This window comes from Hominiventricola sp., from assembly GCF_057604405.1.
The window spans coordinates 11,995-27,299 of record NZ_DBLYVB010000002.1; the positions used below are offsets into that span (position 1 = coordinate 11,995).

At 46.6% G+C, this 15,305-nt stretch carries 15 protein-coding genes and 1 riboswitch; of the genes, 10 read left to right on the forward strand and 5 right to left on the reverse strand.

Annotated elements, in window-relative coordinates; translation table 11 throughout:
- The first annotated feature begins 82 nt into the window (after positions 1-82).
- Positions 83-269, forward strand: a riboswitch (cobalamin riboswitch).
- 171 nt (positions 270-440) lie between these two features.
- The 6 genes from ACZMB2_RS02150 to ACZMB2_RS02175 all read left to right on the forward strand — a co-directional run bounded on the left by ACZMB2_RS02150 (position 441) and on the right by ACZMB2_RS02175 (position 6,194).
- Positions 441-1,697, forward strand: a complete 1,257-nt coding sequence (locus ACZMB2_RS02150) for a sirohydrochlorin cobaltochelatase (protein WP_118770082.1) — start codon at positions 441-443, stop codon at positions 1,695-1,697.
- A gap of 25 nt (positions 1,698-1,722) precedes the next feature.
- Entirely contained in the window at positions 1,723-2,313 is a 591-nt protein-coding gene (locus ACZMB2_RS02155; protein ID WP_118769707.1) for a hypothetical protein, read from the forward strand.
- Positions 2,314-2,377: 64 nt separating this feature from the next.
- Positions 2,378-2,929: a hypothetical protein gene (locus ACZMB2_RS02160; RefSeq protein ID WP_487595305.1), complete on the forward strand. Its 552-nt coding sequence runs from the start codon at positions 2,378-2,380 to the stop codon at positions 2,927-2,929.
- Positions 2,929-4,068 carry an ABC transporter substrate-binding protein gene (locus ACZMB2_RS02165; RefSeq protein ID WP_118769708.1) on the forward strand — a complete coding sequence of 380 codons (1,140 nt, stop codon included), beginning with the start codon at positions 2,929-2,931 and terminating at the stop codon, positions 4,066-4,068. The genes ACZMB2_RS02160 and ACZMB2_RS02165 overlap by 1 nt, the downstream gene beginning before the upstream one ends.
- Before the next feature lie 4 nt (positions 4,069-4,072).
- A complete protein-coding gene (locus tag ACZMB2_RS02170) occupies positions 4,073-5,092 on the forward strand; it encodes a FecCD family ABC transporter permease (protein WP_487595306.1) in 1,020 nt (339 codons plus the stop codon).
- 4 nt (positions 5,093-5,096) lie between these two features.
- Positions 5,097-6,194, forward strand: a complete 1,098-nt coding sequence (locus ACZMB2_RS02175; RefSeq protein ID WP_118769710.1) for an ABC transporter ATP-binding protein — start codon at positions 5,097-5,099, stop codon at positions 6,192-6,194.
- A gap of 66 nt (positions 6,195-6,260) precedes the next feature.
- Here the strand turns inward: ACZMB2_RS02175 and ACZMB2_RS02180 are convergent, their stop codons facing one another.
- From ACZMB2_RS02180 to cobI, 4 genes are read right to left on the reverse strand one after another with little or no spacing between them, the layout of a single operon-like run.
- A complete protein-coding gene (locus tag ACZMB2_RS02180) occupies positions 6,261-6,821 on the reverse strand; it encodes a hypothetical protein (protein ID WP_487595307.1) in 561 nt (186 codons plus the stop codon).
- A 32-nt stretch (positions 6,822-6,853) separates the two neighbouring features.
- Positions 6,854-7,588 carry an ABC transporter permease gene (locus tag ACZMB2_RS02185; protein ID WP_487595308.1) on the reverse strand — a complete coding sequence of 245 codons (735 nt, stop codon included), beginning with the start codon at positions 7,586-7,588 and terminating at the stop codon, positions 6,854-6,856.
- Positions 7,588-8,430: an ABC transporter ATP-binding protein gene (locus tag ACZMB2_RS02190; RefSeq protein WP_487595309.1), complete on the reverse strand. Its 843-nt coding sequence runs from the start codon at positions 8,428-8,430 to the stop codon at positions 7,588-7,590. The genes ACZMB2_RS02185 and ACZMB2_RS02190 overlap by 1 nt, the downstream gene beginning before the upstream one ends.
- Positions 8,423-9,115 carry a precorrin-2 C(20)-methyltransferase gene (cobI, locus tag ACZMB2_RS02195; protein WP_487595310.1) on the reverse strand — a complete coding sequence of 231 codons (693 nt, stop codon included), beginning with the start codon at positions 9,113-9,115 and terminating at the stop codon, positions 8,423-8,425. The genes ACZMB2_RS02190 and cobI overlap by 8 nt, the downstream gene beginning before the upstream one ends.
- Positions 9,116-9,397: 282 nt before the next feature.
- On the opposite strand from cobI, the gene ACZMB2_RS02200 reads away from it, so the two are divergent.
- Entirely contained in the window at positions 9,398-11,071 is a 1,674-nt protein-coding gene (locus tag ACZMB2_RS02200; protein ID WP_487595459.1) for an alpha-amylase family glycosyl hydrolase, read from the forward strand.
- Between the two features lie 214 nt (positions 11,072-11,285).
- Here the strand turns inward: ACZMB2_RS02200 and aroC are convergent, their stop codons facing one another.
- Positions 11,286-12,404 (reverse strand): chorismate synthase, encoded by a 1,119-nt coding sequence (aroC, locus tag ACZMB2_RS02205; protein WP_487595311.1) that lies wholly within the window; start codon positions 12,402-12,404, stop codon positions 11,286-11,288.
- Between the two features lie 185 nt (positions 12,405-12,589).
- Here aroC and tgt point away from each other — a divergent pair, with 185 nt between their 5' ends.
- From tgt to leuB, 3 genes are all read left to right on the forward strand, one after another.
- Positions 12,590-13,720 carry a tRNA guanosine(34) transglycosylase Tgt gene (gene tgt, locus ACZMB2_RS02210; RefSeq protein ID WP_487595312.1) on the forward strand — a complete coding sequence of 377 codons (1,131 nt, stop codon included), beginning with the start codon at positions 12,590-12,592 and terminating at the stop codon, positions 13,718-13,720.
- Positions 13,721-13,822: 102 nt separating this feature from the next.
- Complete coding sequence (gene yajC / locus ACZMB2_RS02215) at positions 13,823-14,116, forward strand: preprotein translocase subunit YajC (protein ID WP_487595313.1); 294 nt, start codon at positions 13,823-13,825, stop codon at positions 14,114-14,116.
- Positions 14,117-14,183: 67 nt separating this feature from the next.
- Positions 14,184-15,266, forward strand: a complete 1,083-nt coding sequence (gene leuB / locus ACZMB2_RS02220) for a 3-isopropylmalate dehydrogenase (RefSeq protein WP_487595314.1) — start codon at positions 14,184-14,186, stop codon at positions 15,264-15,266.
- The last annotated feature ends 39 nt before the right edge of the window (positions 15,267-15,305 follow it).

The following is a 15,305-nucleotide window of genomic DNA, read 5'->3' on the forward strand; positions in this document are numbered from 1 at the left end:
CAGGAGAATATCCTGCCGCGAAAAAAGAGGTTGCTGTATCTGAGATAAAGTGGTATAGTACATATAGTTAAGTGATTCGAAAATAGAATAAGAAGTAGTTGGTGCCGTTTTTACGGAGAATAGGGAAACAGGTGAAAAGCCTGTGCGGAGCTCGTCACTGTATACAGCGTTGCATGATCATAATGTCACTGGGTCAGTCATGGACTTGGGAAGACGATCGGTGCGGAAAAGCTGAAAGCCAGGAGACCTGCCAGCTGCGGTACGGGAAAGAAACAAAAACGTTTTTTAACTCCAGGTCACGAGGTTTGATTGTACCGAAAAATATATTTTTCTATACAATCCAGCTGCATTCTCATGCGTTGGATTTTTTATTTCTCCCGAGTATGTTCGAACTTTCAATTACTTACAAAAAAATATCTTATCATAAGGGAGAGATTAAGATGAAAAAGAAACTTGTAGTAATGCTTTGCGTAGCAGCAATGACAGCAACCATGGTAAATGGATGTGGAAGCAGCAGTACGGCAACGGATACTGCAGCAGAGGAGACTACTGAGGCAGCAGATGATACTGCAGCAGAGGAGACCACTGAGGCAGACGATACTGCAGAAGCAGCAGACGAGGATGCAGATCAGGCAGCAGCTGACAATGTAGCAGCTCTGATTGACAAAATCTACGTTCAGGAGAGAACCGATACTACTGACGAAGACTGCAAGGCAGCCAAAGAAGCATGGGATGCTCTGACCGACGCACAGAAAGAACTGGTCGAGGGCGAGAACGCAGATCCGGACTACTTCGGACGTGACACCGGTGATGCTTCCAAAGACGATCCGCGTAACCAGGATGAGATCGGTGAGAATGAGATTCTGGTGGCAAGCTTCGGAACTTCCTTCAATGACAGTCGTGTAGCTGATATCAAAGGTGTCGAGGATGCCCTTCAGGAAGCAAATCCGGACTGGTCTGTAAGAAGAGCATTTACCGCTCAGATCATCATCAACCATGTACAGGCACGTGATGGCGAAGCTATTGATAATATGGATCAGGCACTGGATCGCGCAGTAGCAAACGGTGTTAAGAACCTGGTTGTTCAGCCGACCCATCTGATGCATGGTGCAGAGTATGATGAGCTGTGCGAGGCAGTTGCAGCATACGAAGATAAATTTGAGTCTGTAAAAGTTGCTGAGCCGTTGCTTGGTGAAGTTGGAGATGACGCTACCGTAGTGAATGATGATAAAAAAGCAGTTGCAGAAGATATCACTGCTGAGGCAGTAAAGACTGCAGGTTATGACAGCCTTGACGCTGCAAAAGAAGACGGTGTTGCATTTGTATTCATGGGACATGGTACTTCCCATACTGCAAAAGTTTCCTACAGCCAGATGCAGTCCCAGATGGGAGAACTTGGCTATGAGAACGTATTTATCGGAACTGTAGAGGGTGAGCCGGAAGAGACTGCTTGTGAGAACGTTATTCAGGCAGTTGCCGATGCAGGTTACACCAAAGTAATTCTTCGTCCGCTGATGGTAGTAGCAGGCGATCATGCAAACAACGATATGGCAGGCGATGATGATGATTCCTGGAAGAGCCAGTTTGAGGCTTCCGGAAAATTTGAAAGCGTAGATACTCAGATCGCTGGCCTTGGTGAGATTCCGGCTGTTCAGGAACTCTATGTTGCTCATACGGCAGCAGCCATTAACGAGTAATCAGAACTAGGAAAGAAGACTGGAAATGAAGAAGAAAATCATCGCATTATTAGGAATGACGGTAATGAGCTGCGCACTGGTGACAGGCTGCGGAGGCAGTAAGACGCCGGCGGCAGAGAGTGAAGCGGCGACCGAGGCACCTGCAGAGGAGCAGGAAGGCACGGATGCTCTGACGGAGGAGCAGACATCGGACGAGGCGGATGCTCAGGAAGAAACGGAAGAAAAGACTGCAGCAGCAGTACTGGAAGATGGAACCTATACAGCAGAATTTGATACAGACAGCAGCATGTTCCATGTAAATGAAGCATGTGAAGGAAAAGGAACTCTGACGGTAAAAGATGGCATTATGACGATTCATGTATCAATGCCGTCCAAGAATATTGTGAATCTCTATCCGGGACTTGCAGAGGATGCTCAGAAGGAAGGCGCAGAACTTCTGCAGCCGACCACAGATACGGTTACCTACAGCGATGGTATGACCGAAGAAGTGAACGGGTTTGATGTTCCGGTTCCAGCGCTCGATGAAGAGTTTGATCTGGCATTGATCGGAACGAAAGGAACCTGGTATGATCATAAAGTAAGTGTTTCCAATCCGGAAAAAATAGAAGAACAGTAGCAAAAGAACTGTGATACCGACGGCCCGGGCCTAGCCCGGGTCGTTGTGCTATGGAGGAAAAAGTATGAAAATGAAAACTATTTTGACAAAAACGGCAGGAATTCTGCTGGCAGCAGTTCTTCTTGCAACAGGTGCCGGATCACAGAATATGGCGGTTCAGGCTGCGGAAAGCAGTGCAGAATCCGTCTCATCTGATCTCGCAGATGGAAAATATGCAGTAGATGTAACACTGGAAGGCGGCAGTGGTCGTGCAACAATCAGTTCTCCGGCTATCCTGACCGTTGAAAATGGACAGGCAACGGCCCGGATTGAGTGGAGCAGTTCTCATTACGATTATATGAAAGTGGGAGATGTACAGTATGACCCGGTCAATGAGGAGGGCAATTCCGTTTTTCAGATTCCGGTGACCGTATTTGATGAACCCATGGAAATAGTTGCGGATACGACAGCCATGAGCGTTCCACATGAAATCGAATATACACTGACTTTTAACAGCGCCTCTTTGAAATCAGAAAAATCAGTGGTAACCCAACAGAGAATCATCATGTTGGTGGTGATCGTTGCAGCAGCTGTGACGATTGTTCTGGTTAAAAAGAAGAAAGCGAAGAAAATGTGATGAAGAAGAAAATAGCGGCAGGTATCGTAAGTGCGGTACTGGCAATTTCACTGACGGCCTGTGGTTCTGCAGGCAGAATGTCAGAGAAGAATACAGAGATCAGCAAAGAACTTGAATATGACCACAGTATGGAACTGGAGTATGCGGAAGAGTTTTCCGTGGATTATTATCAGGATGGATATGCGTTGGTAACGATTGCGGATGACGGACAGTATCTGGTGGTGCCGGAAGGAAAAACCGCACCGGATGACCTTTCCAAAGATATTACAGTACTTCAGCAGCCATTACATAATATATATCTGGTGGCATCTTCTGTTATGGATATGTTTGTGTCACTGGATGCTCTGGATAGTGTACGGTTCAGCGCATTAAAAACAGACTCCTGGTACATTGAAGCGGCAAAAGAGGCGATGGAGGCAGGAGATATTCTCTATGCAGGAAAATACTCTGCACCGGACTATGAGCAGATTCTGTCAGAAAACTGTGAGCTTGCCATTGAAAATACCATGATTTCCCATACACCGGAAGTGAAGGAACAGCTGGAAAAATTTGGCGTTCCGGTCTTGACAGATCACTCCAGTTATGAGAAAAATCCACTTGGACGGACAGAATGGGTGAAACTTTATGGACTTCTGACGGGACATGAAAAGGAAGCGGAGGAGGCTTTCGCAGCAGAAAATGAAGCCTTTGCATCCATCGGTGAGGAGGAAGAGACCGGAAAGACCGTTGCATTTTTCTATATTACGACCAACGGAGAGGTCAATGTCAGGAAGTCTGCGGATTATCTGCCAAAGATGATTGAACTGGCAGGCGGCAAATACATTTTTGATAAACTGGGTGATGAAGATGACGTGGCTTCCACCATGTCCATGCAGATGGAAGAGTTCTATGCAGGGGCGAAGGATGCAGACTATATTATCTATAACAGTACTATTGATGGAAGCATGCAGACTCTGTCAGATCTGACAGGGAAGAGTCCTATGCTGGAGAAGTTCAAAGCGGTACAGGATGGAAATGTATACTGTACGACGAAGAATTTGTACCAGTCCACGATGGAGCTGGGAACCATTACCTCGGATATTCACAAGATGCTGATCGGGGATGATGCAGATCTTACTTATCTCTATAAACTGGAGTGATACTATGAAGAAAAGACAGGGCAGATATACTGCCGCATTTGCAATTTTGCTGGTACTGGTATTGGTGTTTCTGGTGTTGAATGTATGCATTGGAAGTGTGAACATTCCGGTGTCAGAAATTCCGAAGATTTTGTTTGGAAATGGAGCAGATGATGTTTATACGGATATTGTGATGGGTATCCGTTTCCCGAGAGCGCTGGCGGCAGCAATCCTGGGTGGCGGTCTGGCGCTGTCTGGTTATCTTCTGCAGACCTTTTTTCATAACCCCATTGCGGGACCTTTTACTTTGGGAATTTCCTCTGGCGCAAAGCTGATGGTGTCTTTAGTCATGGTGGCATCTCTTGGAAATGCTCTGAAATTAAGCTCCTGGCTCATGATTATTGCCGCATTTGTGGGAGCTATGATCTGTATGGGATTTGTCATCCTTATGTCGAGGGTGATGGATCAGATGTCCATGCTCATTGTCAGCGGTGTTATGATTGGTTATATCTGCTCGGCTATTACGGATTTTATTGTCACCTTTGCAGATGACGCGGACATTGTGAATTTACATAACTGGTCCAAGGGAAGTTTTTCCGGCATTACCTGGAATAATGTGTCAATTATGGCAATTGTGACAGGTGTCACTTTGATTTGGATTTTCCTGCTGTCCAAGCCATTAAGTGCCTATCAGATGGGAGAATCCTATGCGAGAAATATGGGCCTTAATGTGCAGATGTTCCGGATTCTTCTGGTGCTTTTATCCAGCGTATTATCTGCCTGTGTGACGGCATTTGCAGGTCCCGTATCCTTCGTGGGAATTGCAGTGCCTCATCTGGTAAAGAATCTGTTTGGAACGGCAAAACCCATTCTTATGATTCCTGCCTGCTTTCTGGGGGGTGCGACATTCTGTCTTTTCTGCGATTTGCTGGCGAGAACCATGTTTGCCCCTACAGAGTTGTCCATCAGTACAGTGACGGCAGTATTCGGTGCTCCGGTGGTGATCTATATTATGATTCACCGGAAGAAAGAGAAGGCGGAGTAGGATCATGGAAGAATTTTATTTTTATACCAAAGGACTGACCGTTGGCTATCACGGAGTACCGTTAATCAAAGACATTGAACTCAGCGTGAAAAAAGGAGAGATTCTGACGCTGATTGGACCTAACGGAGCAGGTAAGACGACGATTCTGAAAAATATTATCCGGCAGTTAAAACCTCTTGGAGGTGTGGCTGTGCTGGATGGAAGTAACATGGAAGAATTAAGCGGCAGAGAGCTTTCTAAGAAGCTGTCTGTGGTACTGACAGAGCGGGTTCGGCCGGAGATGATGAACTGCAGAGATGTGGTGTCTACGGGACGGTATCCCTATACGGGAAAATTTGGCGTCCTTTCTGAGGAAGACTGGAAGATCGTAGACGAATCCATGAGGCTGGTTCATATTGAAGAATTGGCGGAGCGGGATTTTACGAAAACCAGTGACGGACAGAAACAACGGGTTATGCTCGCCAGAGCACTTTGCCAGCAGCCGGATATCATCGTCCTGGATGAACCGACTTCTTTTCTGGACATCCGCTATAAGCTGGAATTTCTTTCCATTATACAAAATATGTCCCGGACAAGAAAACTGTCGGTCATCATGTCCCTTCATGAACTGGATCTGGCAGGACGGATTTCCGATAAGATTGCCTGTGTCCGCGGCGACCGGGTGGACCGCTTCGGAACACCGGAGGAGATTTTCACGGAAGGTTACATTCCGAAACTGTATCAGATGACCACCGGCTCCTATGATGAACTGACCGGTGATCTGGAGCTTCCGGCGGTACAGGGCGAACCAAAGGTGTTTGTTTTGACCGGAAACGGTACCGGAACCGGTGTATTCCGGCGTCTGCAAAGAGAAGGGATACCTTTTGCGGCAGGAATTCTGTGGGAAAATGATCTTGACTATCCTTCGGCAAAAGCACTGGCAGCCGAAGTGGTGTCAGAGAAAGCATTTACAACATTCTCAGAGGTACATATGGAACGTGCAAAGCAGTTGATTGACAACTGTGAGCAAGTGATCTGTACACTGGATACAGAAAACCTGGGAAGTCTTGGAGAAGGGTTGAGAGAATTAAAAGAATATGCCTTGAAGCTTGGTAAACTATAATTCTATACGATAAAAAGAACAGCATGTGAAATCTTTATAAAGAGGTTTCACATGCTGTTTTTGTTATTATCTTGTTTTCCGTTTTCCGGTGTAGTCCATTTTTCTGCGCTCATTGACGAAATGATTGAGGATTCCGCCGCCGATGATGATAATGGCTGCCATTATAAGAACCCGTTTGGCTCCTTCCTGCGGCAGGCTGCTTTTGGAATCGATGGAGGATGGGTCAAAAGTAAGCGTATACTTGATTTCATGAGGTGTTCCCATGGCAAGAGTATCTGCGATAATCGGAAGATCCGTGGTAAGATCCGGTACCGGAATCGTAAAATGAGAATTGGAACCTTCTCCACTCTCATTCAGATATTTCTGCCCATCGACAATCATGTAATCATAATTGGTGCTGCTCCAGGTAATAGAAGCATAGGCAACACCATCCGTTACAGTCAAAAGTGTCGGACTTTGGACAGTCGCCTTGCCGCTTCCTCCGGTCATGGTAACATCAATGGCATATTCACCATCCTCTAAGGAGAGGGATTCACTGACAGCAGACTGTTCAGAAGCCAGTACAGGAATTGCTGCAGATGTGCAGCATCCCAGTGCCAGCAGGACACTGAGTAATATTTTTTTCATGATCAATTTTCCTTTCCTTTGCTCAAAGATGCTTACAAGTTTTTCTTTTTATACAGGAACCAGGAGGCGGCGGCAGCAAAGCAGACCAGATAGAGAGCCAGTATACCAATACTGGTATAGGAGAATGTTTCGTGGTTGGCAATGCTTCGCAGAGCAGCGCTGGTCTGGGACAGCGGAAGAAATTCTACCAGCTGTCTGATCCCGTCAGGCATGGACTTGGAAGAAAAGAAAGTGTTGCAAAGGTAAGCCATCGGCATGATGACATAGTTGGAAAAACGTGGTACATCCGTATGGTTTTTCGCATAGAAGGAGACGACAACTCCAATGGTGGAGAAGACAGCTCCGTTTAAAAACATCAGAAGGAAGGACCAGCCATTGAAGCAAAGTCCGGTTCCGATGGGAAGCACCAGTAAGATGATAATGATTCCGGCATAAAGTCCCCGGAGACTTCCTCCGATAACCTGTCCTGCAATGAATTGCCAGAGAGGTGTCGGGGAGATCATAACCTGGTCGAAGGCCTTCTCATAAAGACGCTGTACATTCAGGTTCTGGGCAATGGCATTAAAGCTTCCATTCATGGTAGTCAGGGCAATCACGCCTGGAATCAGGAAGTTTAAATAGGATTGACCGTGAGACATGGTCTGGATTCCCATGCCGAATACCAGAATGTAGAGGAGTGGCGCAATCATGGCCGCCAGAGTAATTTTATAAAAATCTCTGCGGAATTCCACCCATTTTTCCCATAATACAGTAAGGATTCCCATCATTATTTGCGTTCCAGCTGTCGGCCAACTTTTTCAAGAAAGACATCCTCCAGCGTAGTGCTGCGAAGTGAAGTTTCCTGTGGACAGTCGGACAGAAACTGAATCGCGTCCTCCTTTCTATGGAAATAGTGGTTTTTCATACCGCCCGGACAGACTTCGTCCACGGTATAGCGTCCCAGCATTTCAATCATGGAACGAGGCGCATCGGTTTCCTCCAGAACACCGTCGCACATGAATCCGACCCGGTCACAGAGGGTTTCTGCTTCTTCCATATAATGCGTGGTAAGCAGAATCGTCAGCTTCTGCTGGTTCAGCTGTTTCAGGAGATTCCACATCTGGCGTCTGGCCAGTGCATCCATGCCGGCGGTAGGTTCGTCCAGAAGAAGAATTTCCGGCTCTGTGAGCAGTGCGCGGCAGACCATAAGCTTACGCTTCATTCCGCCGGACAGTTTACGGACGGTTCTCCTCCGGAAATCAATCAGACCGCAGAATTCCAATAATTCTTCAGAACGTTCCCGGATCTTTTTCAGGGGCATGTAATAAAGTCTTCCCTGATACTCCATCACTTCATCCATGGTCATATCCTGACGCATGGAATATTCCTGAGTGACAACACTCAGTTTTCGTTTCAGCTGGTTGTTTTGACGGCTTAACTTTTCACCGTCAATCAGAACTTCTCCCTCTGTAGGAAGAAGAAGAGTGGAAAGCATACCGATCGTGGTAGTCTTTCCGGCACCATTAGGACCAAGGAGACCGAAGAATTCGCCGGTCTCAATGGTCAGATTCAAATTGTCTACTGCCAGAAAATGATCATATTTCTTGGACAGATTCCTTAATTCAATCATGATGATCTTCTTTCACGACAATAATCGAATAATAGCTTGCCTGATCCGGAATCTCATCTACCCCGTGATAGATGTGTTCTTCCGGCATACCACAGTTTTCAATCATGGAACCTTTCAGCTCATTACGCTGCAAGGTTTCTTTGACGAGATGCATTTTTGAAGCGGCCTTCATAAGGACCTTAGTGCCAGGAAGCTTTAATCCGTCTTCGATATCGTAGGTAGACGGGATGATGTGAAGCTGCTCAGAACGGTCCACCAGGCTGTCACCAAGCTTTGCACTGACAGCGCAGAAAGAGGGGATACCGTTGATGATCTGTGTAGCATATCCCTGTGCTTTTACCAGACGATGGATATAAATATAGGTGCTGTAGATCGTGGGATCGCCAAGAGTCAGACAAGCCACATCTTTGCCCTCTTTTAATTTTTCAATAATTGCCTCAGCAGCTGCCTGATAAGCGGCATCTAAGACTGCCTTGTCCTTTGTCATGGGAGTGGAGAGATTGAGGCATTCTTTTTCATCAATGCCATCCACGATACCGCTGGCAATCTTGTAAGCAACTGCCTTTTCCTTACCGTCTGCAGGTACGGCAATGACCGGGCAGTTTTTGATGGTATCTACTGCAAGATAAGTCATAAGTCTCGGATCCCCCGGGCCGACACCTACACCATATAATGTTCCGTTCATAAATAATGTAATCCTTCCTTTTTTTTGAGTTTTATTAACCTAAATTCTTATTTTATCATAGAAAGAAAATGTATTCAACTATTACTTAGAGTGTGTGTTTGTTATTGCTGCTATAACAAAAAGTCGAAATTACTAGTTATGGAGCAAAAAAAGGAATAAAATTATACAAAATGCTCAAAAGCTCTGTTATATTTTTGAAAAATGTGGTATGCTATAAAAGTGACAGTTCTGGAGCCGGAATTGTCATCTGACAACATGATAGATCTGGAGGGATATGATTGTATGGCATGGTATGACGAGGCAGTATTTTATCACATTTATCCGTTGGGACTGACAGGAGCCCCGAAAACAAACGATTACGGGGAGCCTGTACATCGGCTGAATACACTGCTGCCCTGGGTGAAACATATAAAAGAAACAGGATTTAACGCACTTTATATCGGACCGTTGTTTGAGTCTGTGGGACACGGATATGAGACCACCGATTATAAAAAACTGGACAGCCGTCTGGGCACGAATGAGGATCTGAAAGCATTTGTGAAGGAATGTCATGAGCAGGGGATTCGCGTGATCTTTGACGGTGTGTTCAACCATACAGGCCGTGACTTTTTCGCGTTCAAAGACCTGCAGAAAAACCGGGAGCAGTCTCCCTATAAGGACTGGTATTGCAATGTGAATTTTGGGGGAAACAATGAATATAACGATGGATTTTCCTACGAGAACTGGGGTGGCTATAACCTGCTGGTCAAATTAAATCAGCACAATCCGGCAGTCCGGGATTATATCTGTGATGTGATCCGGTTCTGGGTCAGCGAGTTTGATGTAGATGGTATTCGTCTGGATGCAGCGGACGTGCTGGATTTTGAATATATGAAAGCGCTGCGCCGGACCGCAAATGAAGTGAAGCCGGAGTTCTGGCTTATGGGTGAAGTGATTCACGGGGATTACAGCCGCTGGGTCAATGAAGGAACGCTGCATTCTGTCACGAACTATCAGCTCCACAAGGCGCTGTATTCCGGTCATAATGATCACAACTATTTTGAGATTGCCCATACGGTAAAACGTCTCTATGAGATGGGCGGCAATCGTCCGGAGGGACTGAAACTCTACAATTTTGTGGACAATCATGATGTGGAGCGTATCTACACGAAGCTTCAGAACAAAGCGCATTTCACGCCGGTTCATGTATTGCTTTATACCTTGCCGGGAGTGCCGTCTGTTTACTACGGCTCTGAGTTCGGCATTGAGGGAAAGAAGGAGCGGTATTCCGACGATTCCATCCGTCCGGCACTGAATCTTGCAGACTATGCAAATGCAGCGGAAGAGAATCCGTGTACAAAGCTCATCGCAGCTCTGGGCCGTATCCGTCAGCATACGAAGGAACTCTCTTACGGAGATTATAAGGAACTGATGCTTCAGAACCGCCAATATGCGTTCTCCAGAAGTCTTGATGGAAAGAGCGTCATTGTCATGGTGAATAATGATGATAACGGTGCGGAATTTTCTGTTCCGGCAGGTGGAATTTATATAGGAGCTTTGTCGGGAAGAAAGGTAAATGCAGATGGTCAGTTGCGGGTGCAGATCGACGGCAACAGCGGAGAGATCTGGATTCCGGCAGAGGAAGCAGACAAAGATCTGGCGCCGGTGGAACTGGAAGCTATCAAGGAGACGCCGGCTGCACCGCAGGAGGCAGCAAAACCAACAGCTGCACCGCAGGAGACAGTAAAACCAGCAACCGCACCGCAGGAGACAGCAAAACCTGCAGCTGCTCCGAAAGAAAAAGTACCGGTTTCGGTACCGGACAAACCGTACGAAGAGATGACCGTGGAAGAACTCCAGCAGGCCGTCCTTCAGAAGCTTGCGAAGAACGGCCCGGTAACTGATCAGATGAAAAAAGATGTGGCAGACAATGTCTACCATGATTCTCTGGTGAACTGGGTGAAGAGTTTCCGATAGTGTTATCACTTTGTTTCTGAAAATGAAGATGGGTCTATGTACAGAAAAGTTGAAAAATGTTCCCGCAAAAAGAAAAAATGCAGGAACAAAAGTTCATTTTCTGATGCATAGACCCATTTATTGTTTTTATAAGCGCAATTGTAAAGAAAAAGTGGAACTATTGGGGCTGATTTTTGATATAGACCCAGCAGGTCGCTTACCGTTTTACGATTATCTATTTCTCCGGCATCAGCGGCTCTGACCAGAAATTTTTCATCCGGTCTAATCTGGATGTCATGCCTACCATCATAAGGTCCAGCACAGTAAGGGCTGCCATGCACTCGACGACGACCACCGCTCGCGGTACGATAATCGGGTCGTGGCGGCCTTTGATGGAGATAGAGATTTCTTCGCCGGATTTGTTGACCGTGTGCTGCTCCTGGCTGATGGACGGGGTTGGCTTGAAAGCGGCCCGGAAGAGGATATCACTTCCGTCGCTGATACCCCCCAAGGTACCGCCGGAATGGTTGGAAAGCTTCTTTACATGTCCATCTTCCATACCGAAGGAGTCGTTATTCTCACTTCCATGCATTTTCGCTACGTCAAATCCATCTCCTAATTCAAAACCTTTGACAGCTCCGATGGAGAAGATGGCCTTTGCCAGATTAGCACTTAATTTATCGAAGCAGGGCTCGCCCACACCAGCGGGAACCCCTTTGATGACACATTCTACCACGCCTCCGCAGGAATCCTCTTTGGCACGGCAGACGTCGAGATGTGCCATGGCAAGTTCTGCAGCCAGTGGGTCCGGCATGTTGACCGCATTTTCTTCCATCTGGTTAAGATCGAAGCGGTTATAATCGATCTCCACCGGTCCGATGGATTTGGTGTAAGCGGTAATGGTGATGCCCATTTCCTGCAGGACCTTTGCAGCAACAGCACCGGCTGCCACTCGTCCGATGGTCTCGCGGCCGGAAGAACGTCCGCCCCCGGTGTAATCCCGGAAGCCGTATTTGCAATCATAAGTATAATCTGCATGTCCCGGACGGTAGTAGGAAGCAATCTCACTGTAATCTTTGGAACGTTGGGAAGTGTTCCGCACCATCAGGGAGATGGGGGTACCGGTAGTGCGTCCTTCAAAAACACCGGATAAAATTTCAACGGTATCATCCTCTTTTCGAGGGGTGGTAAAGCGGGACTGACCCGGCTTTCTTCTATTTAAATAGATCTGAATATCCTGCTCTGTCAGGGAAAGTCCTGCCGGGCAGCCATCGATAACGACACCGACACCCTTTCCATGGGACTCGCCCCAGGTTGAGACGGAAAATATTGTTCCTAATGTAGAACCTGCCATAATGTTGGTACTCCTTTTTTCGACATATTACAGTTCACAGGTGCAAAACGATCAAATGAAAGTCTGTTACTTTCACTTATTGAGCTGCTTGTGAACGGTAACAGCTTGACTAACACATATTATATAGAATATACTAAATGCTGTAAATCATTTTTTGAGTATTACTATTGGAGGTAAAATAGAGCGTGTATAAACTGATCAAAAAAGACGGCGATGCCAAACGCGGTGAATTTCATACCGTGCACGGTGTCATTCAGACGCCGGTATTTATGAATGTGGGAACGGCAGCAGCCATTAAGGGTGCGGTATCCACAGAGGATCTGGAAGGTATCGGAACCCAGGTAGAGCTATCCAACACCTATCATCTTCATGTGCGTCCGGGCGACCAGGTGGTCAAGAAGATGGGAGGCTTACATAAATTCATGTCATGGAACAAGCCGATTCTGACCGATTCCGGCGGATTCCAGGTATTTTCCCTGGCAGGATTAAGAAAGATCAAAGAAGAGGGTGTCTGTTTCAATTCCCATATTGATGGAAGAAAGATTTTCATGGGGCCGGAAGAGAGTATGCAGATTCAGTCCAATCTGGCTTCCACCATTGCTATGGCCTTTGATGAATGCCCGCCAAGTCTGGCCGACAGATCCTATGTGCAGAATTCCGTGGATCGTACGGTGCGCTGGCTGAAACGCTGCAAGACCGAGATGGATCGCCTGAACAGTCTGGAAGATACGATTAATAAAAATCAGCTGCTCTTTGGTATTAACCAGGGCGCTATCTACGAAGATATCCGTATTGAGCATGCAAAACAGATCACGGAGCTTGATCTTCCGGGATATGCCATTGGCGGACTGGCAGTGGGAGAAAGTCACGAAGAAATGTACCGGATTATTGAGGCAGTGGTTCCGTATCTGCCGGTTGAGAAGCCAACCTATCTGATGGGAGTTGGAACTCCGGCAAATATTCTGGAAGCGGTGGATCGTGGTGTAGATTTCTTCGATTGTGTATATCCAAGCCGTAATGGACGTCATGGACATGTTTACACCAATCATGGCAAATTAAATCTTTTCAATGCCAGATTTGAACTGGATGAGAATCCGATTGAGGAGGGCTGTCAGTGCCCGGCCTGCCGCCGTTACAGCAGAGGCTATATCCGTCATCTTCTGAAAGCAAAGGAGATGCTGGGCATGCGTCTGTGCGTACTTCATAACCTGTATTTCTATAACCATATGATGGAAGAAATCCGTGAAGCTATCGAGCAGGGCAGATATCAGGAGTACAAACGCCAGAAACTTTCCGGCATGGAAGAAGGAATCTAATTTCTGCGAAAAGTATGCAAAAAAATTAACAAAAAGCTTGCTCTATGAGCAAATATTGTGTAAAATGTACAGTAAGTTATTTTTCAGGAGGAAAGAAAGAATATGTTAGCAACTGCAAGCGCAGGAAGCCAGACAACCATGCTCATTATTTGGCTGGTGGCTTTCGGAGCAATTATGTATTTCATGATGTGGAGACCGCAGAAAAAAGAGCAGAACAGAGTAAAAGCGATGCTCTCATCTATGGAAGTAGGCGACGTAGTCGTAACGACCAGCGGATTTTATGGTGTGCTGATTGACATTACAGATGATGATGTAATCGTAGAGTTCGGAAGCAACCGCAACTGCCGTATTCCTATGAAGAAGTCGGCTATCCAGGAAGTGGAAAAACAGGACTAATGCAAAGATGCAAGCAGGGGGCGGGAGAATTCTTCCGTCCCCTTTCTGCAAATGAGGAGAGACAGATATGAATTACAAGATTGGAGCCATTTCCGGTGATGGAATCGGACCGGAGATTGTCAGAGAAGCACGGAAAGTTCTGGATGCTGTCTGCAAAAAATATGGACATGAATTTACTTACACGGATCTTCTTCTTGGTGGAGCATCCATTGATGTGCACGGTGTACCTTTGACGGATGAGACGATTGAGGAGGCTAAAAAGTGCGACGCAGTGCTGATGGGTTCCATTGGCGGAGATGCAAAAACTTCTCCATGGTATAAACTGGAGCCATCTAAACGTCCGGAAGCAGGACTTCTTGGTATCCGTAAGGCACTGAATCTTTTTGCAAACTTAAGACCGGCATACCTTTATGATGAGCTTCGTGCCGCATGCCCGCTTCGCGATGACATCAGTGCAGAAGGCTTTGATATGCTGATCATGAGAGAGCTGACAGGAGGTCTTTATTTCGGGGCCAGAAAAACAGAAGAGGTGGATGGCATTAGAACTGCTACCGACACTCTTTCCTACAATGAAAATGAGATCCGCCGCATTGCAAAGCGTGCATTTGATATTGCCATGAAACGCCGCAAAAAGGTCTGCAGCGTGGATAAGGCAAATGTTCTTGATTCTTCCCGCCTGTGGAGACAGGTGGTGGAAGAGGTGGCGAAGGATTATCCGGAAGTGGCTCTTTCCCACATGTACGTAGACAACTGTGCGATGCAGCTGGTTATGAATCCGGCACAGTTCGATGTGATTCTTACAGAGAACATGTTTGGTGATATTTTATCCGATGAGGCGTCCATGGTAACCGGCTCCATCGGAATGTTGTCCAGTGCAAGTTTAAATGAAACCAAGTTTGGTCTCTACGAGCCGAGCCATGGTTCTGCACCGGATATTGCAGGACAGGATAAGGCAAACCCGATTGCAACGATCCTTTCTGCAGCCATGATGCTCCGCTACTCTCTGGATCTGGACAAAGAGGCAGATGCAGTGGAGGCAGCAGTCCGTCAGGTATTAAAAGAAGGCTACCGCACTGGTGACATCATGTCAGATGGATGTACACAGGTAGGCACAAAAGAGATGGGAACTCTTATCGCAGAAAGAGTATAACCAATAAATAAAAGCAAACACATTTAAAAATTTATATGC